The following is a 22,803-nucleotide window of genomic DNA, read 5'->3' as shown; positions in this document are numbered from 1 at the left end:
TACTTCGCGGACATGACGGAGGCGCAGGTCGCCGAGGTGCTGGGGCTCTCCCTGGGCTCGGTGAAGGCGTACGGTTCGCGCGGGATCGCGGCTCTTCGCGTCGCGATGGAGGCCGCCTCGTGAGTGCGTACGGCAGGGAAGTCCTGCGCGTACGCGAGAGCTTCGGGGGAGCCGGACTGCGGAGCCGGAACCGGGGGGCCTGCCGGACGGGCGAACCCGTCCGGACCCTTGAGCTGGACGGGACGCGCGAGCTGGACGGGACGTGCGAGCTGGAAGGCACGCATGAGCTGAGCGGTACCGGCGCGCCGAGCGAGGCCCGCGGGGCGCACGAGGACGACCCGGAGGAGCCCGAAGGGCCCGCGGGCCCCCACGCGCCGGAGACCCCGCACGCCCCGGACGCGCCCGGCATCCCGGACAGTCCCGAACTGCCGCCGCACCGTGCGCCCGAGGCCCCCGACCTGCCGGACCTGCCCGAGGTTCCGGAGGTACCGGACGTGGCCGGGCCGGGTGAGACGCCCGAGATCCCGGATGCGCCCCACATCCTGGACAGTCCGGGGATTCCGCCGACGCCGGACATCCCCGCGGCCCCTGAGATTCCTGACATGCCCGAGATCCCGGAACCCCCGGAGATGCCCGAGACCCCCGGCATCCACGACCGCCCCGAGATCCCGGAGTCTCCCCAGATCGACGACGCCCCGGACCTGCCGGGCGTCACCGAACCGACCGAGGTCCCCGGCGCGCCTGACGGCCCCAGCTCCCCCGACAAGCCGGACGTTCCGCGCCCACCGGACCTCGCCGACGCTCCGCGAACCGCCCCCGCAGGGCCGGACGCGGGCCGAGACGTGGGTACAGCCATGCACTCCAACCGGCAGAACAGAGCAGAAGCCCCGGACAGAACGACCGAGTCCGACCACATCACCGGCAGTTACGAGCCCGCCGGATCAGAAGCAGAGCAGCCCGACCAGCTGCTGCCGGGTACCGCGGGGACGGGCGCGCCCCCGGCGCCGTCGGCGGACGGGCCGTCGGCTTCCGCCGGTGGCACGGGCCGTGACGGCCACGACGGCAGTGACGGCGGTGGTCGCGGCGGCGGCAGCGGCGGTGGAGGCGGTGGAGGCGGAGAAGGTGGCGGCGGCGCCGACGACGACGGCGACGGCGACGACGCCGAGGAGATGCTCCGCCGGATGCTGCGCGAGAGCGTCAGCGGCATCGAGCCCTCTCCCCAGTCGCTCACCTACCTGCGGCACGCGATTCCCGCGCGCCGGGCACACCGCCGCCGCGCCCTCGCCGGTGCGGCAGCCGCCGTCGTACTCGCCGGTGTGGGCGTGCCCGCGCTGATGACGACGGGGCTCATGCCGGGCATCCCCGACGGCCACTCCGTCAACGCCGGTGACAGCCACGAGCAGGCTCAGAACTCCGGCGGCCTGGACGGCGGAGGCAACTCCCAGGGGCCCGGCAGCGCTGCCGGCGGCTCCGGCCAGAGCGGCGGCAAGGGCGGCCACGGCGACGGTCCCGCGTCTCCGTCACCCTCGGCGGGCAAGGCGTCCGGCGGCGCGGACCCGAACGACACCCTGGCGACGAGTGCGCCCAGCTGCGGCCGCAACCAGCTCGGTGAGGGGTCGGCGTCCGCGGGCAGCCCGGACAGCGAGGGCAAGGTCTACGGCAGTTTCCGCGTGGTCAACACCTCGTCCGACGCCTGCACGGTCGAGGGGGAGGGAGTCGTCGGCGCGTCCGCACAGGGTGCGGCGGACGTCGACCGCATAAACGTCCTCGACCACACGCCGGGCGACGAGGCGGAGGGTCTTCCCGACCCGGACGAGGCGCCCGACCAGCTGGTGCTGAGACCAGGGGAGGCGTACCTGGTGAGGTTCGCCTGGGTCCCGGAGGAGTGCCCCAGCAGTTCGCCGAGCCCGAAGTCCGCGGAGGGCGAGGGCCCCGGTGGCACCCAGGGCGGCAACAACGGCAGCACGGGCGGAGACGACGACGGCGGCAACGCCAACGGGAACGGCGGCAACGGAGGCGACGGCAGCTCCGGTGGCTCCGGGGACCCCGCCACGGGCGGTGGCGACAGCGGCGGCGGAGGCGAGGACGCCAGCGTCGTACTGACGCACACCCCGGACGTGGGCGACCCGGCCGCCGCGGACACCGAGCTCAAGGGCGCCTGCGCGGGCACGATCTACCGCACGGGAGTGCTGGCCGCCGAGTAGCACGGCCGGCCTGCCTCCTGCCCGCACCGCGGGACCCGGGCTGCCCGCACCGCGGGACCCTGACCGCTGCGGGCCCGCGGTGCGGGAGCCGGCCCGCCCCACGCACGGCGGTACGGACGCGCCCCGTACCGTTGGGGGCGTGTACCGGTTCCTGCTGACCCCGCGCTGGTGGGGGATCAACCTTTTCGCAGTGCTGGCGATTCCGTTCTGCCTGTTCATGGGCAGCTGGCAGCTGTCGCGCTTCGAGGCGCGCGTCGACAGCCATCAGGAGCACCGGAAGGCGGCGTCCGGGGCGGCTCGGGCCCAGCCGGCGCCGCTGTCGCGGCTGCTGCCCGTCGATGCGGAGACCAGCGGACGTACCGCCGAGGTCACCGGCCGCTTCGACACCCGGCACCCGCTGCTCGTACCGGACCGGACGCTGGACGGCGAGCAGGGCTTCTACGTGCTGTCGCTGCTGCGCACGGACGCCGGCGAGGACGCCGGCGAGGGCTCCGGCGAGGACGGCCAGGACAAGGGCGGCTCCGGCAAGGCGCTGCCCGTCGTACGGGGCTGGCTCCCCGGAGAAGCCGACCCGGACCGGGTGCCCGCCCCACCCCGCGGCGAGGTCGAGGTCACCGGTGCGCTGCAGGCCTCGGAGTCGCAGGGCAGTCCGGGTGTGCACGCCGCCGGCGGTCTCCCGGACGGCCAGCTCGGCATCATCAGCGCGGCTTCCCTGGTCAACGTGGTGCCGTACGACGTGCACGACGCGTGGATCACCGTGCAACGGCCGCCCGCCGGTTCGCAGTTGAGGCCGGTGCCGCCGGTTCAGCCCGACAACACCGGCCTCGACATGAAGGCGTTCCAGAACCTCGGCTACACGGCCGAGTGGTTCGTCTTCGCGGGTTTCGTGCTCTTCATGTGGTTCCGGCTGTTCCGCCGGGACGTGGAGCTGGCGAAGGACGCGGCGCTCGGCCTCATGCCGGAGCCTGCCGGCGGTCCCGCGGACCTTCCTGGCCCTTCGGGCCCGGGAGATGCCGGAGAGCAAAGTCGATCTCCAGCCTCAACTGCTTGATCCGTTCCTCCACGACGAGCGAGCCGTGCCCGGCGTCGTAGCGGTAGACCTCGTGCGGGATGTCGCGCTCCTCCAGCCGCCGCACGTAGTTCTCCACCTGCCGGATGGGGCAGCGCGGGTCGTTGACCCCGGCCGAGATGTAGACGGGTACGCGGACCCGGTCGACGTACGTGATGGGTGACGACGCCTCGAACCGCTCGGGGACCTCCTCGGGCGAGCCGCCGAGCAGCGTGCGGTCCATCGACTTCAGCGCCTCCATCTCGTCGTGGTAGGCGGTCACGTAGTCGGCAACGGGGACGGCGGCCAGGCCCAGCGCCCACGCGTCGGGCTGGGTGCCCAGGCCGAGGAGCGTGAGGTAGCCGCCCCAGGAACCGCCGCCCAGTACGAGCCGTTCGGGGTCGGCGAGGCCCGAGCTCACCGCCCACTCCCGCACCGCTGCGATGTCCTCCAGCTCGATCAGGCCGACGCGGTGCTTCAGGGCGTCGGTCCATTCACGTCCGTAGCCGGTGGAGCCGCGGTAGTTGACGCGTACGACGGCGAAACCGTGGTCGACCCACGCGGCGGGCTGCCCGGCGAAGGTGTCGCTGTCGTGCCAGGTGGGGCCGCCGTGCACGTCGAAGACGGTGGGGAAGGGGCCCTCGCCCGCGGGCTTCTGCACGAGGGCGTGGATCGTCCCGCCGGGCCCCTCGACCCAGGCGTCCTCGACGGGGACGGACGGAGGTGCCTGCATGCCGGGGGGATCGAGGACGACGCTTCCGGAGGCGGACCGTACGCGCGGCGGTTCGGCCGCCGAGGACCACAGGTATTCGACGCCTGCGCCCGCTGTTCCGCTCCCGTGGGACGCCGGGACGGGCCGCGCCGTCGCGTCGGACACGGAGCCGGGGGGCGTCTCGATCCGGCTCAGCGTCTCCGTGGCGATCTCGTACCGCCAGAGGTCGCTGCGTGCCTGGTGGCTGTGGGCGATCAGCAGGGCCTCGCCGTCGGGATACCAGTCGGCGCTCACGTCGCCCGGCAGGTCGATCGACAGGTCCGTCGTGGTGCCCGTGAGCGGTTCCCAGATGACCGGCTCCCAGCGGCCCCTGCGCTGGTGCGCGATGAGCAGGCGCTGGTCGCCCGCGACGGGCGCGAACCCGAGGACGGTCAGGCCGAGTTCCTTCGTCCCGCCCTCGCTGTCGTCGAGTTCGGCGACGGTGCTGCCGTCGTCCGGCCGGACCACGCGCAGCGCGGAGTGCATGGCGTCGCCGTGTTCGGTGTGCTCGACGACGAGCAGCGTCCCGTCGTGCGAGAGCCCGCCCACTCCGGCGGATTCGCGGTGGCGGTAGATCTCGACCGGCTCCTTGCCGGGGCGTGCGAGGTGGATCGTCGTGCCGTCCTCGTCGGTGGAGCGGCCGACGACGGCCGTTCCGTCCCGTCCGATGGCCAGCCCGGCGGGGAAGGACGGTTCGAGGCCGGGGACGGCGACCTCGTCCTCGCCGCCCTTGAACGGCTGCCGCATCCACACGCCGAACTCGTCACCGTCGGTGTCGGAGAACCACCAGATCTCCTCCCCGTCGGGCGTGAGCGTCCCGTCGGTGGTGCCGTTCGGCCGGTCCGTGGCCTGCCGGTGCTCGTCCGTGGCGCGGTCCCACGCGTAGAGCTCGAACGTCCCTGTCACGTTGGAGATGTACAGCGAGCGGTCGGGGGCGTCCTCGGCCCATTCGGGCAACGAGACCCGCGGCGCCCGGAAGCGCTTCTCCCAGTCCGGGACGGCACTCTCCGGCCTGGCATCCGTGTTCTGCGTCATGGGCCCATTCTCGCGCCGGGCGAGGCGCTGGACGGAGGGAGGGGTGGAGAGAGGGATGCGCCGTGAGTGAACGGCCCGTGCGGGCGCTGCGCGGGCGGGCACCGGAGCCGTTTCGGCAGCGGGCGTCGAGGACAAGCGCACGGCTACGGGGCAGCGTGCACGTACCGGCGGACGGAGGGTGTGAGATGACGGGAACATCGGGACGGCCCACGGCACGGCAGGGACAGGCGGAGCGCTCCGGGGGGACGGCGCAGCAGCGGTCCCGTACGGCCGGGGCGAGCCGGCGCGGGATGCTCGCCGCTTCGGCGGCGGCGGGCCTGGCTCTGTTCGGCGGCACGGGTTGCGGCACTTCCTCGACGTCGTCCGCCAGGTCCGGCTCCGAGCCCGGAGCGGGCTCCGGAGGCCGGAGCAGCGGGGCGACGTCGCCGTCCCCGCGCAGGACCAGGCGCCGGCCGCAACTGCCGCGCGGCGGCCGCGAGTTGTTCCCCCGCTACCGCATGGTCGGGTACTGCGGCCTGCCCGGCGCCGCCGCGCTGGGACGGCTGGGCAGCGGCGACCCGGACGGGCGGATACGCGAGTTGGAGAAGAAGGCGCGCGACTTCGACGACGGGCGCGAAGTCCTGCCCGTCCTGGAGCTGTTGGCGACAGTCGCCAACCCCACGCCGGGCCCGGACGGCAAGTACCGCACCAGGACACCGGAGAAGACCCTCCGCCGCTTCCACGAACTGGCCGGGGAGCACGAGGCGTTGCTGCTCCTGAACGTCCAGCCGGGACGCGCCGCGGCACTGGACGAGGTGAAGGCGCTGCACGACTGGCTCGTCCACCCCGACGTGGGCGTGGCCCTCGACCCGGAGTGGGACATGGGGTCCGGCCAGATACCCGGCGAGACCTACGGGCGTACGAGCGGGAAGGAACTCAACGACGTCGCCGACTACTTGGCGGGTCTGGTCGAGGAGCACGACCTGCCGCACAAGCCGCTCGTCTTCCATCAGGTCTCCACCTCGGTCGTCAGCGACGAGAAGGTCCTCAGGCCGGTGGACGGCGTCCCCGTGATCAAGTGCGCGGACGGGATCGGCTCCCCGGACCTCAAGCGCGCGACCTGGCGGCAGCTCGTCGACGGCATGCCGGAGGACCTGCACACCGGCTTCAAGCTCTTCTACGAGGAGGACACCGAGGGCAGCCGGCTGATGAAGCCCGAAGAGGTGCTCGCGCTCCGCCCGGCACCGGAGTACGTGGTGTACGAGTAGGGCGGCACGCGTGCCGTACGACGTCCGGCCGCCGTACGGCACGGTGATGAGCTCGACGGCGTGGCCGCACCGGGGTCCGTGAAGCGCCCACCGTGGCCGTCGTCGCGGCGGACGGCCACCGGGAGCCGTCCGCCGGATCGCGGCCCCGGACGTAGCGGACATCCCGTACGCCCCCGTAGCGTCTGCACATGCCGATGAACCGAGCACATCGCAGACTGTGCAGCTCCGAGAAGTGGGCCCGCGGCGTGCGCGAACGCCTGCTGCCCTGGGCGCTGGAGGACGTCGAACTGGGCGAGGACGTACTGGAGTTGGGCTCCGGTTACGGCGCGAACCTGCGCGTCCTCGTCGAACAGGTCCCCAGCCTCACCGCTGTGGAGATCGACGAGGGCACCGCGCGGCTGCTGGAGGAGAGCTGGGGCGACCGCGCGCGCATCCTGCACGCCGACGCCTCGGCGCTGCCGCTCCCGGACGCCGCGTTCTCGTCGGTCGTGTGCTTCACGATGCTGCACCACGTCCCCGCGAAGGCGACCCAGGACCAGATCTTCCGCGAGGCGTTCCGCGTGCTGCGCCCCGGCGGTGTCTTCGCGGGCAGTGACAGTCAGCCGAACCTCCGGTTCCGGCTGCTGCACATCGGGGACACCATGAACACCCTTGCTCCTGGGGAGCTTCCGGGACGGCTCGCGGCGGCGGGGTTCGCGGACGTCTCGGTCGACCGGCACCCGGAGAGCGGCGGCCTGCGCTTCCGCGGACGGCGGCCGGCGGACTCCTGACGACGGGCCGCGCGGGTCCGGCGGGTCCGGCGGGTCCGGCGGTACGGGACCCCGCCCCGCCCCCGTGTCCACGGCCCGTCAGCTTCCTTTTGTCCGAGGGGTGGACAGGTCTCCGCGCTGTCGATACTTTCAGCAAGTTCTTGCAACAAGCTGTGGGCAGGTCCTCACCGGCGCCTGAAACCGGTGGCGACGGTCCGCAGCGCAAGCGGCTGCCGGCGCGTGCGGCCCGAGCGACACCGACGGACGTGAAGGAGCCGCCGTGCCTACGCGCATGCCCCCACGCAGAACCCTCAAGTACCCGAAAGGCAGAGCGGCGTTCGCCGCCGTGCTGTGCGCGGCGCTCGCCCTGCCCGCCGGTGCGGGAGCCGCCGCACCGGCCGCCTCCGCCCCGGCGGAACGGGGTGCCCCCACCGCACCGTCCGCCGGCTCCCTTCCGGCGGCGGCCCCCGCCGCGAAAGGCGCTGCGGCGGAAGGCGCCGCCGCGCAGGGCCGCGCCGCGCAGGGCCTCGGCGCCACGTACGACGAGGCGGCGGGGACCATCGAGTTCAAGGTCTACTCCTCCCGGGCCACCCGCATAGACGTGTACCTCTACGACAAGGCCTCGGGCAGCCAGGAGAAGACCTCCCGGCAGCTCACGAAGGACGACGCCACCGACGTCTGGTCCGTCACCGTCGACGCCGGCGACCTCGAGCAGAGTCACGGCATCGCCGGCGCCGTCCACTACGGCTACCGCGCCTGGGGTCCCAACTGGCCCTACGACGACGCCTGGACGAAGGGTTCCGACGCCGGCTTCCGCAGCGACGTCGACGCCGAGGGCAACCGGTTCAACCCCAACAAGCTGCTCTTCGACCCGTACGCCCGCGAGCTCAGCCACGATCCCCGTACGCCCGGGCACGACACCGAGGACGTATACGCCACGGGCCCGCAGCACCGCACCGCCGACAGCGGGCCGCAGGCACCCAAGGGCATCGTGCTGCCCGAGGACGGCACCGGCACGGGCACGAAGCCGACCGGTGCGCTGAAGGACGACGTCCTGTACGAGGTGCACCTGCGCGGCCTGACGAAGAACGACGCCTCCGTCCCCGAGGACGAGCGCGGCACGTACAGGGGCGCGGCCCGCAAGGCCGGGGAACTCGCCGAACTGGGCGTCACCGCAGTGGAGTTCCTGCCGCTCCAGGAGAGCCAGAACGACGCCAACGACGCCGACCCCGAAAGCACCGCCGAGGACAACTACTGGGGTTACGAGACGCTCAACTTCTTCGCACCGGACCGCCGTTACGCTGCCGACCGGAGCCCGGGCGGCCCGACGCGCGAGTTCAAGGCGATGGTCAGGGCCTTCCACGACGCGGGCATCAAGGTGTTCGCGGACGTCGTCTACAACCACGCGGGCGAGGGCGGCCCTCACGACGAGAGCGACAAGAACACCTACAACCTGTTCTCCCAGCGCGGCCTGGACAATCCCGCCTACTACTCGCTGACCGCCGACCGGCAGAGCCCGGTCGACAACACCGGGGTGGGCGGCAACGTCAACACTCGTGGTGCGGCGGGCCGTCAGCTCATCCTGGACTCCCTGGCGTACTGGAAGGACTCGTTGGGAGTCGACGGATTCCGCTTCGACCTGGCGTCGGTGCTCGGCAACACCTGCGAACACGAGTGCTTCCGCTACGACAGGGACGACCCCGGCACCGCCCTGAGCGGGATCACCGAAGCCCTGCCACCGCGCCCCGCGGAGGGCGGCCCCGGCACCGACCTCGTCGCGGAGCCGTGGGCGCTCGGCGAAGGCACCTACCAGGTCGGCAACTTCCCCGCGGGCTGGGCCGAATGGAACGACCGTTTCCGCGACACCTTCCGCCGCGACCAGAACAGGCTGGGCAGCGAGGAGGTCACGCCCGGGCAGCTCGCCACCCGCCTCGCCGGATCGTCCGACCTGTACGGCGACGACGGACGTCACCCGTGGAACTCCGTCAACTTCATGGTCGCGCACGACGGTTTCACGCTCGCCGACCTCTACCGCTGCAACGACAAGGACAACAGTCAGGCGTGGCCGTACGGTCCGTCGGACGGCGGCTCGGACAACAACATCTCCTGGGACCAGGGCGGCGGCGCGGCAGCCCAACGCCAGGCGGCCCGCAACGGAATGGCCTTCCAGATGCTCTCGGCCGGGACGCCCATGATGACCGGCGGCGACGAGCACCTGCGCTCCTTGAAGTGCAACAACAACCCCTACAACCTCGACTCCGACGCCAACTGGCTGCAGCACGGCCCGGATGCCGACCAGAAGACGTTCCATGCCTTCACCCAGCGCATGATCGCCTTCCGCAAGGCGCACCCGTCGTTGCGGCCGTCCGGCTTCTACAGCGGGAGCGACGGCAACGGCAACGGCATGCCGCAGCTGAGCTGGCACACGCCCTCCGGCGGCGCCCCCGACGAGGCGTACTGGAGCGACCCGGACAAGCACGCTCTGGGATGGCGCGTCGACGGAACCGAACTGGGGGATCCGGCCGACGCCCTCTACGTCGCGTACAACGGCTGGTCGGAGGACGTGGAGTTCACGCTGCCGTCCCCGGGAGAGGGCAAGCAGTGGTACGTCGTGACGGACACCGACGCCGCCGCCGAAGGACCTGACCAGGTGGCGTCTCCCGGCTCCGAGAAGCTGCTCGGCGGAGAGGGCGCCGTCCGCTCCGTGCAGGGACGTTCGGCGCTCGTGCTGATCGCCAAGTAGCCCGGCGCCTGCCGTTCCGCGCCGCCCGGCTCCCCGGCTGCCCCTGCGCCGCCGGGGTTGCCGGGCTGCGCGGCCCTCCGTACGGTCGTCCGCATGGCACGAGCCGCCGCCCGCCCGACCCGGTTCCGGAAGCAGGGCTGTGCCCTCCTCGCCGCGGCTGCCCTCTCCGCAGCCGTCGGCTGCTCCGGGGAGCCCTCAAGGGGCGGCCCGTCGGAGAGCGGCTCCGGGAGCCGGGCCGAGCGCGACGCCGGGCAGAGCGACCAGCCGTCGGAGGACCCTTCGGCGGGCCCGGGGAAGAGCCCGCGGAACGGTCCGTACGAGGTGCGCACGCAGAGCGTCCAGAAGGGCGACGTGGACGGGGACTTCGGCAGCGCCACCGTCCACTACCCGGCCGACGGCAGCCGTGACTACGGCGTCATCGCCGCGTCCCCGGGACTGGGTGCCGACGAGTCCATGGTCAGGCCGTTCGGTGAACTGCTCGCCTCACACGGGTTCGTACTGATCACGTTCAACACGAAGACGCTGCAGGACACCCCGGCGCAGCGCGGCCGGCAACTGCTGCGCGCCCTCGACTACGCGGCCGAGCGCAGCGCCGCCGCCGACCGCGCCGACCCCGGGCGGCTCGGCGTGCTGGGCCACTCGATGGGCGGCGGAGGAGCCCTCCACGCGGCCTCGCGCAACCCGAAGATCAAGGCGGCGGTGCCGCTCACCCCGTACGCCGGGAAGGGCGACTGGTCGGGTGTCCCGGCCGCGACCCTCGTCATCGGCGGCAGCTCCGACGAGATCGCGCCGCCCTCCGACCACGCCGAGGTCTTCTACGACGGGCTGAGCGACGCGAAGGACAAGGCCTATCTGGAGCTGGAGGGCGACCACTTCGTGGCGACGCCGCCGGACGGGCTGGTCTCGCGGCAGATGGTCGCCTGGTTCAGGTACTTCGTCGGGGGCGACGCAGCGTCGGGCGAAGCCCTCTGTCCCGCGCCGCGGGAGGAGCGTGTCGTGGAGTCCCGTGACACCTGCCCGTACGAGCAGCCGGACGAATAGCAGGGCCGGGCTACTGGCAGGGCGGTCCGGGCAGCCGGACGATTAGCAGGGCCGGGCTACCGGCAGGGCGTCGGGCAGCCGGGCAGCCGGGCGAGAGGCGCACCCGGAGCGGTCAGTGCGTGAGGCCGGCGTTCTGGCTGGGCGGCAGCCCCGCACGGGCTTCGACCTCGTGGGGCCGGTAGGCACCGGGCCCGTTCCACTCCGCGAGCAGCACAGTGGCGTCGTCGTCCAGGTGTTCGTGGTGGTGGGCGAGGATCGTGCGCACCAGGCGGCGCAGCGTCTCGGGCACCGGAAGCCCGTCCGCGTGCTGCCGGATCAGGAAGTCCAGGAAGTTGGAGAGGCCGAACTCCTGCCCCGTGGGGCTGCGGGCCTCCGTGATGCCGTCGGTGTAGAAGACGATGCGGTCGCCGGGCTGAAGGGTCTCCCGGCACAGGTCCGCCGAGTAGGCGAAGGCGGTGCCGAGCGGGGGGCCGGGCGCGCACTCCAGCTGGGTGATCCACCGCGCTCCACGGATGACGACCGGCTGGTAGTGGCCGTGATTGACCCACGTCAGCTGACCGGTCCGGCTGTCCAGGTCGGCCAGAACGGCAGTGGCGAAGCGGTCCCCGTGGAACTGGCCGGCCAGCACACGGTCCACCTCCTCGGCCACCTCCCTCAGCCCTTTGCCCTCGCGCCTCCGGCTGCGGCAGGCGGCCATGGCGAGGTTCGCCGTGAGCCCGGCGGCGGTGTCGTGGCCCATCGCGTCGTAGATCGCCAGATGGACGACCTCGCCCGACGTGGCGTAGTCGAAGGCGTCGCCGCTGACCTCGTACGCGGGCTCCATCGCGGCGCCGATCACCACGCGGTCGTCGGCGTAGGTGCGCGGAGGCATGAGGGTCCACTGCATCTCTGCCGGTACGTTCATCGACTCGCTGCGCACCAGACGGGCATGGGCGTCGCTGTAGTGCCTCTTGCTGACGACGAGGAGCGCCACGAGCGCGGCCAGGGCCTTCATGCTCGCCCGGGTCTCGCGGTCGTCGGAGGCCGTACGCACCCGGAGGACCCCCAGCCGCTCGGTGCCGTCCAGCAGCGGTACCCACCACAGGATGCCGTCCCGGCCGCTCCCGGTCCCCCGGACGACGTCCCCGTGCTGGAACGCCCGCCCCGCGACTGTCCCCTCGACCGGCAGCTCCGAGTCCTCACCGTCGTGCCCCGCCTCCAGACCCGGTCCGAGCAGCAGACGCAGCACGCGTTCCTGTACGTCCGTCAGGTAGATCCGGACTCCGAGGAAGCCCACGTCCTCGGAGTGTTCGGCGACCCGCGGCGCCACCCGCTCCAGCGGCATCACATGACTGTCGAGCAGCAGCCTGCTCAGCAGACGGTCCCGTGCGCTCGACATCGCCGCATCCCTTCAGCCGCCGCCGTGACCGGCGCCCGACTTCATCATCGGACCCGCGGACGGGTTCCGCACGGCCGGGCAGCCGGCCGCGGTACGTGGTTCGCCGTCCCGGTACTGCTTGAACCCGCCGGCAGGTGGAAGGGGACCGCATGCAGAACCCGGAACCGGTGACGTCCCCTGTGAACCTCCGGGCACGAGCCGCGTCTTCATGACCAAGTCCCTCGTCTGACGGCTCGTTCACCCGCCCCCGCGGGAGTGTGATCCGGCCGCCGCTTCCCGGCGCCGGCGGCACGCCAGGCACAGCGCGGCGGTCGGCACCGCCAGAAGGCGCTCGCGTCCGAGCGGGCGGGAGCAGTCCGTGCAGAGTCCGAAGGTGCCCTCGCGCAGGCGGCCGAGTGCGGCGACGGTGCGGTCCAGCCGGACCTGTGCCTCCGCCGACCGGTCGCGCAACTGCTCCCTGGAGACGTTCTCCGCCCCGGCGTCGGCGGCGTCCAGAGCACAGTCCGCGCGCAGCTGCGCCTCGGCCTCCTCGGCCGCGTCGATCTCCAGCCGCAGCCTCTCCGACTCGGCGAGCAGCTCCGTGGCGACGGCCTCCCGCTCCCCGGGTGCGAGCCCGTCGTGCTCGCGACCCGCATCCTGCCCGCCCTGCCCGCCCTGCCTGTCCTGCCCGTCCTGCGCTTCCTGGCCGTCGCGCCGCACGTCACCCACGGCTCCTCCTCCCGTCCGCGCGACGGTGCTCCCTGCCCGCCGCACGGCCCGCGTACCCGGTACGCCCGGCGTACTCCGCAGGCCCGGGTGCGTCCGTGTACGCCCCCCTCAGCCGTTCACGCCGGTTCACGCCGGTTCAGCGGTCCGGGCCGGTTCAGCGGTCCGGGCTCCCACTCCGGGACCCCCGCGGCGGGCGGCGGCGCCCGCCTCCGGCGACCATCGGTGGATGCCCCGCCCGCTCGTCACCTTCGGCCACAGCACCGCCGCGCGCGACGCCCTGGCCGCGCTGCTCCGCGGCGCCGGCGTCGAAGCCGTGGTCGATGTCCGTACCGCGCCCGGCAGCCGGCACAACCCGGACGTCGCCCGCGGCGAGCTGGAGCGGTGGCTGCCGGAGTACGGGATCGACTACCGCTGGGAGAAGCGGCTCGGTGGTTTCCGGAACGTGCCGGACGACTCACCCGACGTGGTCTGGCAGAACAGCGCGTTCCGGGGCTACGCCGCCCACACCCGCACCCACGAGTTCGTCACGGCGGCGGACCGGCTGCTGACCGAGGCGGTCCGGACGAGGACGGCCGTCATGTGCAGCGAGGCCGTCTGGTGGCGGTGCCACCGCCGTCTCATCGCCGACTTCGCCGTGCTCGTCCGCGGTGTCCCGGTCCTGCACCTGATGCACGACGGTCGCCTGACCCCGCACACCCCGATGCGGGGCGCCCGCGTCCGGGACGACGGCCTGCTCGTCTACGACGACGAGGCCGGCGCCGCGTAGCCCCGAGCAGTCGGTTCGCGAACCGCCGGACAGCACACGGCCCGTGACGCCGAGAACGGAACCGGAGCCGCCGGACGAGGGGGATCAGGCCCGCCGTACCTGGCGTACGATCCGGGCAGGGACCGCGTCTCTCCCCTGAACTCTCGAAGCCCCCCCGGCACCGGAGAGACGCGCGCCGACGGACGTTCCCCGGGGATCAGATGCTCGAGCCGTACGAAGTGAAGACCGCTCTCGGGCTCCGGGAGGTCACCACGCCGTCGCGGGGAGCGGAGATCCGCGAGACGCGGCTGTGCGGCGACACCTGGACGGCTCCGGCGGAGGCCCTGGAGAACACCCTCCTCGTCGTACCGGACGACGCGCAGTGGCCGCTGCACGACCCGCGCGAGCGGCTCCGTACCCTCGCGAATCAGCAGACGGCAGGTGTGCTCGCCTCCCGGTACCAGGCCGGGCAACTGGCCGACGCGGCCGCCCACTCGGGCGCCCCGCCCATCCTCGCCCCGGCCCGCGGCGACCCCGGTACGGCCGAGCTCAAGGCCCGGCTGGACCGGCTCCTTTCGGAGGCCGCACGCGTCCACCGGGCACAGAAGAGGGCCGTGTCCCGGAAGGCCGTCCTGCTCCACACCCAGGAGCGCGGACCGGGCGGACTGCTGGACCTGCTGGAGGAACAGACCGCCGCCCGCGTCGTCCTCCTGGAACAGGACCCCAGGACAGGGGCGTGGGACGTCCTCCGCCAGGACCGGTCGAGCGGCGGACTGACCCCGGCGGAGCAGCAGACGCTGGACGGCGAGAGCGAGTTCCTGGCCCGGCTGACCGGACGCTCGGCCACGGCGAAGTTCACCACCGCCCACCACGCTGCTCTCGCGTACCGGATCGAATCGAGCAGCCCGCGTCCCCAGGTCCTCCTCGCGCTGCGGACCTCTCCCTGGCCACGACGTGTGATCAAGGTCCTCGAGAAGGCCGTGGAGAAGACCGAGTTCCTCATCCAGCGGCAGGATCTGCTGGCCAGCCAGTACGCCGTACGCGCCCAAGTGCTGCGCCACCTGCTCGACGGCAAGACCGCCCTGGCCGTACGCGACGCCTCGTCCCTCGGGCTGCCGGATCTGTGCGCCTCGCCCGCGGTGCAGGTCTGCGTCGTCGAAGCGGCACCGGGCGAACCTCTCGCCCCCCTGTCGGCCGCCGTCCAGGACGCACTGCGCGGTGACTGCCTCACCGTCGGCGACCCGGAGGACGAACGGCGCATCATCGTCCTCCGGCAGGCATGGTCGCCCGACGCGGACGAGAGCACCGCCGTCGAGCGGCTCCAGCCGCTCGTCGCGTCCGTCACCGGCCGCGCCACGGGTGTCAGCCGGCCCGTCCCGTGGCCCGCGACCGGAAAGGGAGTCGACCAGGCGTCGGGAGCCCTGCTCACCGCGCGGGGACGCCTGGACCGTGTCGCTGTGGGCCGGCTCGGCACCTCCCTCGCCGACGCCCTGCCGCCCGAGGCCGAACACTGGTCGCGTGCGCTGCTGAAGCCCCTCGACGCCAAGTACGACGCACCGGGACTCAGCCGGCTGCTGGAGCAGTGCCTGCGCACCCTCACCACGCCCACCCCCCGAAGTGATCCGCAGCGCAGGACCGCCCGCCGCCGCCTCCGTGCGGTCGCGGAGACGGCCGGCGTCGTGCGCCCCGGGGAACCGCTCACCCTCGCCGCCTCCGCCGTGCTCTACATCGCCATCCGGATACGTGCCCAGTGCCCGCCCACCGCCGTCGAGGGCGGAGTGCCCTCCCTGCGTTCCCTGCTGGCCACGCACCCCGCGCGTACGCACGCCGAACGCCTCTTCCACGGACTCACGCTCGGCAGCCGCAGTTTCCTCCGGACATGGCTGCTCCAGCACCAGGCGCACCAGGGCCGTACCGCCGAGGCCCTCGGCGTCGGCCGTAACCGGGTTGCCGAGCGCATCAAGAAGCTCGCCGCCGAACTCCCGCCCCGCTCCCTCACTCTGTCCCAGCCGGGAAGCTTCCGCTTCGAGCTCTACCTCGCACTGCTGGCCGCCGGGGACCACGCGCCGCTGCCCGACCCCACCGCGCAGCCGGACCTGCCGGCCGGCACGCGACCGCGCTACCCGCTGGCCGTCTCCGCCGGGGATCACCGGCTCAAGCGGGTCTCCGTGGCGAACGTCTACGACGAACTCCTCGGCGGCGACGCCGTGTACAGGGAGGACAGCGAGGTGGCCCGGCGGATCGAGCGTGTCTTCCCCGCCAGGCCCTGCGCCGTCGGCGTCCAGAACTTCCTCGGCCGTGCCCTCCGCGCCGTGGCGGGCGAGGGGGTCGACCAGTTCCTCGACATCGGGCCCGGCAACCCCACGGCTCCCGGCGGGCATGTGATCGCGCAGCAGCTCGTCCCGCACGCCCGGTACGTCGCGGTCGACAACGACGAACAGGTCCTCTCCCACTGGACGAACGCCCTGCGGGAAGAGCCCGGCACCCCGGAAGGCCGCGCCGCCTGCATGAGGGGCGACGCCACCCGTCCCGGTGAACTCCTCGCCCTGCCCGGCCTGTTCGCGACTGCCGGGGCCCCGGGCGTGCTGGACCCGGACCGGCCTGTCGGCGTCCTGCTCGGCGCTCTCCCGTCGTTCCTCGACGGCACGCGTACCCGTGAGATCGTCGGCCGCCTCATGGAGCCGCTCGCGAGCGGCAGTTGTGTCGTCATCGCGCACGCCACCGCCGACTTCACCGGCGACAGCATGCCCGAGTCCGCCAGGATCTGGGCCGACAGCGGCGTCACCGTCAACTTCACCGGCCGCGACGGTGTGGCGCAGCTCGTGGCGGGCCTCGACGTCCTCGACCCCGGCATCGTCGCGGCACCCCGCTGGCGGCCCGACCCGAGCACTCCCGCACCTCTCGACTCCGAGGTGGGCATGTACGCCGTCGTCGCGCGCAAGGGGTAGCGGTCCGCAAGGGGACGACCGATACTCCCCCTCGTCCACAGCGCTGGGAGGACGGCTTACCCGCGGCCGCGCACGTCCATCCGCGGGCCCGCCGCTCCGCCTGTGACCCACATGCACGGACCGTGGCCCACATGCACGGTGCAAAGCGGACACCCCGCGAACACCGCTTCGATGAGAACGACGCCCCGGCCTACCGGGCCGGGGGAGCCGCACCTAGCGTCATGAACGGCACAGGCCAACGGGCCGACAAGGGGGAGCCGTTGCGACGGGTGCGGCACGACTCGTGACGGGTGCCGCGAACCTCGGCACAACGGCATCGGCGCTCGGCAGTCTCTGCACCGGCTCCCGGCGCCGGGCCGGTCCGTACGCCTGCCCTCCCGGGGCGGCTGCCACACCGCCAGGGCACCAACAGCCGCCCCGGGCCCGTCTCTTCGCCTCTCCCTCACCCCCGCCCCGCCCCGGGGGACGGGGGTTTCCGCCCTTCGGTGAACGCCTCAGTCGGCCGTGGTGAGTTCCTCGATCCGGTGGAGGAAGTCCGGGTCGGGCAGGGGGAGTTCGACATCGTCGACGTATCCGACAGCGGCCGGCACGTACGCGATGACGGCCGTCGCCGCGGGGGAGAAGCGGGTGACCCCGTCCCGCAGCCCTTCGAGGAGCCGCAGAACGGCGGACAGATCCCGGCAGTTGGCGAACACGGGCGTCGCGGAGACGTCGTGATCGACGTTGGCCTGTCCGCGCCACAGCTCGGCCTCCTGCCCCTCACCGAGAGCCATGTGGTGCAGGTACAGGCAGCAGGCCGCCCCTCTGTCGCCCGCTCCGGCGGCGAACTGCCACCAGAAGCGGGCGCTGTCCTCCCGGTCGGCCAGGGAGAGGACACAGCCGAGCACCAGGGCGCCCTCCGGTTCGAGGAGCCGGTGGGCGAGGAAGGTCTGCAGCTTGTGCAGCTCCTGGCCCACGACGGTCTGGCACAGGCTCTTCAACTGCCGGTAGAAGCCCATCATGGGCATGGAGTCACGCTCGGCCGCCCGTACGGCCGCAGCACGGGCGGGCTCCATCTGGTCGTCGAAGTGCAGCGCGCCGTGGACCATGCGTTGCGTGATACGGGCCGTCAACCGTGCTTCGGCCTCGGTGAGTTCGGCGTCGCTGTACGCAACCGGATGCAGACGGGCCTTGGACAGAGCGCGTTCTGCAGGAGTGGTCATCGACGCTTCCCCCCTGTCGTTTCTGCTTCGAGTGCTTCCTGCAGGCGCCGGCGGGCGAAGCGGGCGGTGGAGCGTACCCCCGCCTCGGTGATGCCCAGCAGATCGGCGACGTCCTTCGCGGAGTAGCCGAGGCAGTACAGGACGATCACGTCGTGCTGCCGGCAGGGCAGCGTCTCGATGGCCTGGTAGATGGGCAGGACCTCCTCGAGCTCCCCGATCGGGTCGATCGCGAACCGCACGGCGTCCGCCTCGAAGGCGGCGGTGTCCACGACGGTCGGACGACGGCCGCGGGCACGCGCATGGTCGATGGTGCGGTTCTTCACCACCTTCCACGCGTACGCGTTGGGATGCTTCTGCTGCAGCACCGCGGGCCAGGCCATGTAGAGCTGCTCGAAGGCGTCGTCGACAGCGTCCTCCGCCTCGGCCCGGCTCCTGAGGTACAGCTCTGCCCACTGGATGTAGCGGCCGCGGTAGAGCTGGTGGAAGGCGCGGAAGTCTGCCGGGAGTTCAGTCATGGGGAGCACGCCGGTACGGCTGCCACGCTGCTGCCTCACCGCTCCCCTCCCTCGCGCCTGGCACCGCGGTGCAGCTCGTTGACACCCAAGCGGACGCCGGCGGCAGCGATGCGCCGCAGCAGAGCCACGGCGTCACCTCCGAAGACGCGGATGCACACAGTGGCCAGCAGTAGGTCTTGGGCGAGTTGATAGCTCGTCACGGGCCTCGGGGTTCCCCTCCAGTTGTGGCTGGCGAGCGCCACCCCCGCGCGCTCGGAAGAGCACGTCGTTGCGCTCTCTGGTCATATAAGCGTTCCGGGCAAACGAAACGTGCAACGGATGACCAGAAAACATCCGGAACGCACCGATCCAGCCACCGGACGGTTCAGAAGGCCCCAATGTCGGCCACCTGCAGAACGGGCAGTCACCCTCCTTCTGACGTGCCGGCGAAACCTTCAGGAGCCTTGCCAGGCACGGAGGTTGGAGAGGGAGCGGGCGAGGTCCGGCTCGTGGGCTGCGGGGTTTTCGGCTGCGAGGCGTCGCCGGATGGCTACGGCTTCTTCCTCGCGGGCCAGTGCCTCGTCGCGTCTGGCGACGTGCGCCAGCCGTACTCCCAGGTTGGAGAGGGAGCGGGCGAGGTCCGGTTCGTGGGCTGCGGGGTTTTCGGCTGCGAGGCGTCGCCGGATGGCTACGGCTTCTTCCTCGCAGGCCAGTGCCTCGTCGCGTCTGGCGACGTGCGCCAGCCGTACTCCCAGGTTGGAGAGGGAGCGGGCGAGGTCCGGTTCGTGGGCTGCGGGGTTTTCGGCTGCGAGGCGTCGCCGGATCGCTACGGCTTCTTCCTCGCAGGCCAGTGCCTCGTCACGTCTGCCGACATGACCGAGATGATTGCCGAGGTTCGACGACGATGTGGCGTAGTCCGCCTCGAAACGCACCGGGTCGGCAGCGGCGAGGCGCCGTCTGATGTCGATGGCCACCTCTTCAGTGGCGAGAGCTTCGGTGTGGCGGCCGACCTCCGCCAGCCGGACACCGAGATTGGACAGAGCCTGAGCCAACCCTGGCGCCTGGGCGTCGGGGGCCCTGCTGACGAGTCTCTGACGGATCCACACGGCCTCTTTCGCGCATTCGAGCGCCTCGTCGTACCTGCCCACCTGGGCCAGCCGGTTGCCGAGGTTCGAGAGCGACGCGGCCAGATCGGGTTCATGCGCCTCCGGGTCCTGTCCCACGAGACGTCGGCCGATTTCCACTGCGACCTCGGCAGCGCTCACCGCCTGCTGGTACATGCCCGCGTACGCCTGTCGTGTGGCGAGGGAGCTGTGCAGGCGGGCGCGTTCCGCCGGGTCGTCCGTGGCACGGAGGCGCGGGCTGATGAGCTTGCTGGTGATGGCGGCGATACCCGCGTCGAACTCCGCGTGCCGATGGTCCGGCAGACGGGCGACCACGTTCTCGAGCACGCCGGGCGACAGCTCCGGGACCTCCGTGAGCGCCGTGAGCGCCGATCCGCCCGCGTGCAGCATCAGTTCGGGATGCTGCCCGAGGAGCGGAGCAAGGTGTCGGGCGACGAGGTGAGGCCAGCGAGCCGAGGCGGCGATCAGGGTGGTGAGTGCCGGACGGGTCCACGGATACACACTTTCCTGGTCGGCCCCCGGTACGAGCAGGCGACGTATCGCATCGTCCGCCCAGGGGTCGGGCGGGTGCGCGAGATGATGGCCGGGCGTACTCAGGGCGACGAAGTCCTCGGCGAGCGGGTCGGGGTAGAGCGGCTCCAGTACGGCGCTCTCACGATCAGCGTCGGGCGGGAACAACAGAGCGTGTTCGTGGAGCACTTGACCGCTCAGGTCGGCAGCGCAGGCCTCGATCGCGCTGAGGGCGGCGACTCCTTCCTGGTGGGAAACCGCACCCGTGAGCGCCGCGGTGAAGACGGCCCGCGCCAGGACACTGTCGGACGTCTTGATTGCCCCGTTGGCGCACAGAGTCCGCCAGTGATCGCGTTCTCGGGACAGCAGGTAGGCGGAGACCGCCCCGGGGGCACTCATCGATGCCTCGTCCGTCTCTCCTCGGCAGCACCGGTCCACGGCCGCGAGAGCCGCCATGTGCACGGCCAGGACAGGACGAATTCCCGGGTGGTCGGAGAGAATCGCGGTGGGCAGCGGAACGTCCTGGGCCCCGGACACCCCCATCGCTTGCGCGAAGTGGTCACGTGCCTGGCAGTACAGTTCTTCGGAGCTCGTGGCCTGGTCCTCGATCAGGGACCGCAGGGCCAGCGACGTCGTGGCGACGTCCATCCGGTCCAGGCGATTGGCCAGAGCCTGCCACCACACACCGGCCGGCCGGGCGACCAGAAGGACTCTGGCTCTGCCGCCGTCGCGGCGTGCCGCCTCATGGAGGAACTCCAGCAGGTCGTCGACCGGCCACCTCTCCGCGTAGTCGGCCAGGTAGAGCACGTTCGATGTGGGTGCGTTCTGCTGCGTCGCCGACGCTGCTGTCACCGGAGGAGGGTCGCTCGCATGACGCGCCTGTAACACCTGCCAGCCGCCCGCCCGGCTCTGCTCCGCGAACTGGACGGCCAGGCGGGTCTTTCCCTGCCCGCCGGCGCCGTGCAGCAGCAGGACGGACATGACTGCGTCGTCGTCGCGCCAAGCTCTGAGCGCTCGAAGCTCGGTGGCACGTCCGGTGAAGGACACGAGTTGATGGCGGGCGTGGAGCAGCTTGGCCGGCTGAGCCCGGGCTTCCCGCACGGTCAGCCGTGCGGGGGCCGGCAGTTGAGCGTTCACGCGGTACTTCGGAGCCCCGATGTCGACACGTACGCCGCCTTCGGCGTGCGCGACCTGAACCACCGGCCCGTCCACGAACGAATGAGCCACCTGCTGCCCGGGCAGCATCCGCCCACCCGCGCGCATCGTCGCCGCGTCGGCGGACGCGTCACGCCGTCCGGGGAACCAACGGCTCCCCTCACCGGGCGGACCGCTCACGGCTCTTGGCGGATATCGACGTCACCCCGGGCGTCGCGGACTTGGTCGACCGACCCGTGGACTCCGCTGTTCGACACCGACTGCCCCTCCGCCGGGGGCGCAGCGGCGCCGGGACCGGGCGCCTGCGGAGGCGAAACGCCCGACCGGCCATGGCTGATGTGGACGTTGCCGGCGTTCTGGACCTGGGCGACTCCACCGCCGACTCGCGAACCTGTCACCGACTGGCCGGCAGGGGCACTCCGACGACGCAGACCCATGACGGAGATCACCAACCCTGCCAGGGCGACGAAGAGACCAAGGACACCGGCCCACTTGCTCGCGGCGTCCAGTCCGACGGACGCGAGATACCAGGCCAGGCTCCCGGTGGCCACAGCAGTGACCAGCCCCCCGCACCATGCCTGGACCCGCCCCGTCGTACGCGCCATGCCGCGATCGTCACACATCAGAACCGTGAGCGGCAGCGGGTCACCCGAAGTACGTCCGTATCGCTAGCCGATCGGCCCGAGCGCTGTCGCCACCCGGACTGCATCAGCCGACGCCGGTTCCAAATTTCGCACTGGCGCCGCTACTTGAGCATCCGCACGGAGATCACCGGACTTGCCGCGGCCGCGCAGCCGGGCGAAGCGCCGAGCTCTCCACCCGGACTGCGGAGCGGTCCTGCCGGACAGGCTTCACGCGCGCCGGATCTGCATCATGGCGACCCTCGCGTGGTGGCTGTCGACGTGCATGGGGACGGACTTGGTCCCGGTCAGCCGGATCTCGGTGCCGTTGGTGCCGGGAATCCAGGCGATCTGATCGATCCCGCGCCTGAACGCGCGCTTTTCGCGCTTCGGCAGGAGCAGCGGCATCGGGCTGCGATTCACGTCGCCGGTCCAGATCACCGGGTAGCCCTGCGAGTGCCAGTGGTCGAGCACGTCGTCACGGTGACTGCGGAAATGCTGTGCCCACATGCGGTCCCGCCAGGCCTCGTGGGAGTCCTCCTCGCCGTTCCACGCTCCCGCGACGTAGTGGGTGTTGACGAAGACGAACCTCAGCTGCGGATCGCTTGCCAGCTCCAGTACGGCCTCGGTGATGACGCGGTTCGGCGATACGCCGTCCTTTCCGCCATGGACACGCGTGAACCTGCGGTCGACGACGTTGAACTCCGTGGGAATCGACATCGGTACCCGATGAGCCGCTTTGTCGGTCTCGAACAGGTTCCGGAAGCCCTTGCCGAAGTGCTCGTTGATCCAGCGCCGCTCCCGGCCGTCGTCGTCCCCCTCGCCGATCTCCTGCCAGCCCACGAGCGGCTTGGCGAATCGGCCGCCTGTCTTCACCGCGTGACGGACATCGCGGATGGCCCGTTCCCGTTGACCGAGGTTCTTGCGTCCGATGTTGGCGGTGACGACCACGAGGCGCTTCCAGTCGACAGCCGCGCCGGCGCCGCCGGCGGCCGTCAGTGCTGCGCCTGCCCCGAGAACGGCGCCGCCTCCCAGCACGAGGGCGCGTCTTCTGCTGATCGATTCCATGGGTTTCCCTTCCACGCGGGGTGGATGACATGT

18 protein-coding genes are annotated in these 22,803 nt (G+C 72.0%); 9 read left to right on the top strand and 9 right to left on the bottom strand.

What is annotated here, in order from left to right; translation table 11 throughout:
* From ACFPA8_RS14665 to ACFPA8_RS14655, 3 genes are all read left to right on the top strand, one after another.
* Positions 1-123: sigma factor-like helix-turn-helix DNA-binding protein (locus ACFPA8_RS14665; protein WP_386449444.1), on the top strand; the 123-nt coding region annotated here is incomplete at its 5' end.
* The gene (locus ACFPA8_RS14660) at positions 120-2,204 is read left to right on the top strand and encodes a hypothetical protein (protein ID WP_386448082.1); all 2,085 of its coding nucleotides are present in this window, start codon (positions 120-122) and stop codon (positions 2,202-2,204) included. The genes ACFPA8_RS14665 and ACFPA8_RS14660, both read left to right, overlap by 4 nt.
* Positions 2,205-2,343: 139 nt before the next feature.
* The gene (locus ACFPA8_RS14655; protein WP_386448080.1) at positions 2,344-3,255 is read left to right on the top strand and encodes an SURF1 family protein; all 912 of its coding nucleotides are present in this window, start codon (positions 2,344-2,346) and stop codon (positions 3,253-3,255) included.
* Here the strand turns inward: ACFPA8_RS14655 and ACFPA8_RS14650 are convergent.
* Positions 3,158-5,038, bottom strand: a complete 1,881-nt coding sequence (locus ACFPA8_RS14650; protein ID WP_386448077.1) for a S9 family peptidase — start codon at positions 5,036-5,038, stop codon at positions 3,158-3,160. The two genes, ACFPA8_RS14655 and ACFPA8_RS14650, sit on opposite strands and share 98 nt — an antisense overlap.
* Positions 5,039-5,223: 185 nt before the next feature.
* On the opposite strand from ACFPA8_RS14650, the gene ACFPA8_RS14645 reads away from it, so the two are divergent.
* From ACFPA8_RS14645 to ACFPA8_RS14630, 4 genes are all read left to right on the top strand, one after another.
* On the top strand, positions 5,224-6,285 hold the full coding sequence (locus ACFPA8_RS14645; RefSeq protein WP_386448074.1) for a hypothetical protein: 1,062 nt from the start codon (positions 5,224-5,226) through the stop codon (positions 6,283-6,285).
* Between the two features lie 188 nt (positions 6,286-6,473).
* Positions 6,474-7,055 carry a class I SAM-dependent methyltransferase gene (locus ACFPA8_RS14640; protein ID WP_386448071.1) on the top strand — a complete coding sequence of 194 codons (582 nt, stop codon included), beginning with the start codon at positions 6,474-6,476 and terminating at the stop codon, positions 7,053-7,055.
* 259 nt (positions 7,056-7,314) lie between these two features.
* A complete protein-coding gene (locus ACFPA8_RS14635; protein WP_386448068.1) occupies positions 7,315-9,777 on the top strand; it encodes an alpha-amylase family glycosyl hydrolase in 2,463 nt (820 codons plus the stop codon).
* Positions 9,778-9,870: 93 nt separating this feature from the next.
* Entirely contained in the window at positions 9,871-10,818 is a 948-nt protein-coding gene (locus tag ACFPA8_RS14630) for an alpha/beta hydrolase family protein (RefSeq protein ID WP_386448065.1), read from the top strand.
* Between the two features lie 112 nt (positions 10,819-10,930).
* On the opposite strand, the gene ACFPA8_RS14625 is transcribed toward ACFPA8_RS14630, so the two are convergent.
* Together ACFPA8_RS14625 and ACFPA8_RS14620 are read right to left on the bottom strand one after the other, a co-directional pair.
* The gene (locus tag ACFPA8_RS14625) at positions 10,931-12,196 is read right to left on the bottom strand and encodes a PP2C family protein-serine/threonine phosphatase (protein ID WP_386448062.1); all 1,266 of its coding nucleotides are present in this window, start codon (positions 12,194-12,196) and stop codon (positions 10,931-10,933) included.
* A 237-nt stretch (positions 12,197-12,433) separates the two neighbouring features.
* Positions 12,434-12,904 (bottom strand): TraR/DksA family transcriptional regulator, encoded by a 471-nt coding sequence (locus ACFPA8_RS14620; protein ID WP_386448060.1) that lies wholly within the window; start codon positions 12,902-12,904, stop codon positions 12,434-12,436.
* A gap of 226 nt (positions 12,905-13,130) precedes the next feature.
* Between ACFPA8_RS14620 and ACFPA8_RS14615 the strand changes: the two genes are divergently transcribed.
* Together ACFPA8_RS14615 and ACFPA8_RS14610 are read left to right on the top strand one after the other, a co-directional pair.
* Positions 13,131-13,670, top strand: a complete 540-nt coding sequence (locus ACFPA8_RS14615) for a DUF488 domain-containing protein (RefSeq protein ID WP_386448057.1) — start codon at positions 13,131-13,133, stop codon at positions 13,668-13,670.
* Positions 13,671-13,870: 200 nt separating this feature from the next.
* On the top strand, positions 13,871-16,597 hold the full coding sequence (locus ACFPA8_RS14610; protein ID WP_386448054.1) for an SAM-dependent methyltransferase: 2,727 nt from the start codon (positions 13,871-13,873) through the stop codon (positions 16,595-16,597).
* Positions 16,598-17,091: 494 nt separating this feature from the next.
* Here ACFPA8_RS14610 and ACFPA8_RS14605 read toward each other — a convergent pair whose 3' ends face one another.
* From ACFPA8_RS14605 to ACFPA8_RS14580, 6 genes are all read right to left on the bottom strand, one after another.
* On the bottom strand, positions 17,092-17,799 hold the full coding sequence (locus ACFPA8_RS14605) for a hypothetical protein (RefSeq protein WP_386448051.1): 708 nt from the start codon (positions 17,797-17,799) through the stop codon (positions 17,092-17,094).
* Positions 17,796-18,353: an RNA polymerase sigma factor gene (locus ACFPA8_RS14600; protein WP_386448049.1), complete on the bottom strand. Its 558-nt coding sequence runs from the start codon at positions 18,351-18,353 to the stop codon at positions 17,796-17,798. The genes ACFPA8_RS14605 and ACFPA8_RS14600 overlap by 4 nt, the downstream gene beginning before the upstream one ends.
* The gene (locus ACFPA8_RS14595) at positions 18,350-18,514 is read right to left on the bottom strand and encodes a hypothetical protein (RefSeq protein WP_386448046.1); all 165 of its coding nucleotides are present in this window, start codon (positions 18,512-18,514) and stop codon (positions 18,350-18,352) included. Before ACFPA8_RS14595 ends, ACFPA8_RS14600 begins: the two co-directional genes overlap by 4 nt.
* Positions 18,515-18,748: 234 nt before the next feature.
* Positions 18,749-21,262: a tetratricopeptide repeat protein gene (locus ACFPA8_RS14590; protein WP_386448043.1), complete on the bottom strand. Its 2,514-nt coding sequence runs from the start codon at positions 21,260-21,262 to the stop codon at positions 18,749-18,751.
* Positions 21,259-21,687, bottom strand: coding sequence for a hypothetical protein (locus ACFPA8_RS14585; RefSeq protein WP_386448041.1), 429 nt, complete (start codon positions 21,685-21,687; stop codon positions 21,259-21,261). The genes ACFPA8_RS14590 and ACFPA8_RS14585 overlap by 4 nt, the downstream gene beginning before the upstream one ends.
* Positions 21,688-21,933: 246 nt before the next feature.
* A complete protein-coding gene (locus tag ACFPA8_RS14580) occupies positions 21,934-22,770 on the bottom strand; it encodes a hypothetical protein (protein WP_386448038.1) in 837 nt (278 codons plus the stop codon).
* Positions 22,771-22,803 lie beyond the last annotated feature (33 nt).

This window comes from Streptomyces ovatisporus (assembly GCF_042653885.1).
In the GTDB taxonomy this organism is placed as follows: domain Bacteria; phylum Actinomycetota; class Actinomycetes; order Streptomycetales; family Streptomycetaceae; genus Streptomyces; species Streptomyces ovatisporus.
The sequence above is the reverse complement of the archived record's forward strand: the minus strand, read 5'-3'. Positions and strand labels throughout refer to the sequence as shown.

What these genes read in the sequence shown, in the direction of transcription:
- ACFPA8_RS14650 (WP_386448077.1), bottom strand. Translation starts at nt 5,038, where the DNA reads ATGACGCAGAACACGGATGCCAGGCCGGAGAGTGCCGTCCCGGACTGG.
- ACFPA8_RS14645 (WP_386448074.1), top strand. Translation starts at nt 5,224, where the DNA reads ATGACGGGAACATCGGGACGGCCCACGGCACGGCAGGGACAGGCGGAG.
- ACFPA8_RS14640 (WP_386448071.1), top strand. Translation starts at nt 6,474, where the DNA reads ATGCCGATGAACCGAGCACATCGCAGACTGTGCAGCTCCGAGAAGTGG.
- ACFPA8_RS14630 (WP_386448065.1), top strand. Translation starts at nt 9,871, where the DNA reads ATGGCACGAGCCGCCGCCCGCCCGACCCGGTTCCGGAAGCAGGGCTGT.
- ACFPA8_RS14625 (WP_386448062.1), bottom strand. Translation starts at nt 12,196, where the DNA reads ATGTCGAGCGCACGGGACCGTCTGCTGAGCAGGCTGCTGCTCGACAGT.
- ACFPA8_RS14615 (WP_386448057.1), top strand. Translation starts at nt 13,131, where the DNA reads ATGCCCCGCCCGCTCGTCACCTTCGGCCACAGCACCGCCGCGCGCGAC.
- ACFPA8_RS14610 (WP_386448054.1), top strand. Translation starts at nt 13,871, where the DNA reads ATGCTCGAGCCGTACGAAGTGAAGACCGCTCTCGGGCTCCGGGAGGTC.
- ACFPA8_RS14605 (WP_386448051.1), bottom strand. Translation starts at nt 17,799, where the DNA reads ATGACCACTCCTGCAGAACGCGCTCTGTCCAAGGCCCGTCTGCATCCG.
- ACFPA8_RS14585 (WP_386448041.1), bottom strand. Translation starts at nt 21,687, where the DNA reads ATGGCGCGTACGACGGGGCGGGTCCAGGCATGGTGCGGGGGGCTGGTC.
- ACFPA8_RS14580 (WP_386448038.1), bottom strand. Translation starts at nt 22,770, where the DNA reads ATGGAATCGATCAGCAGAAGACGCGCCCTCGTGCTGGGAGGCGGCGCC.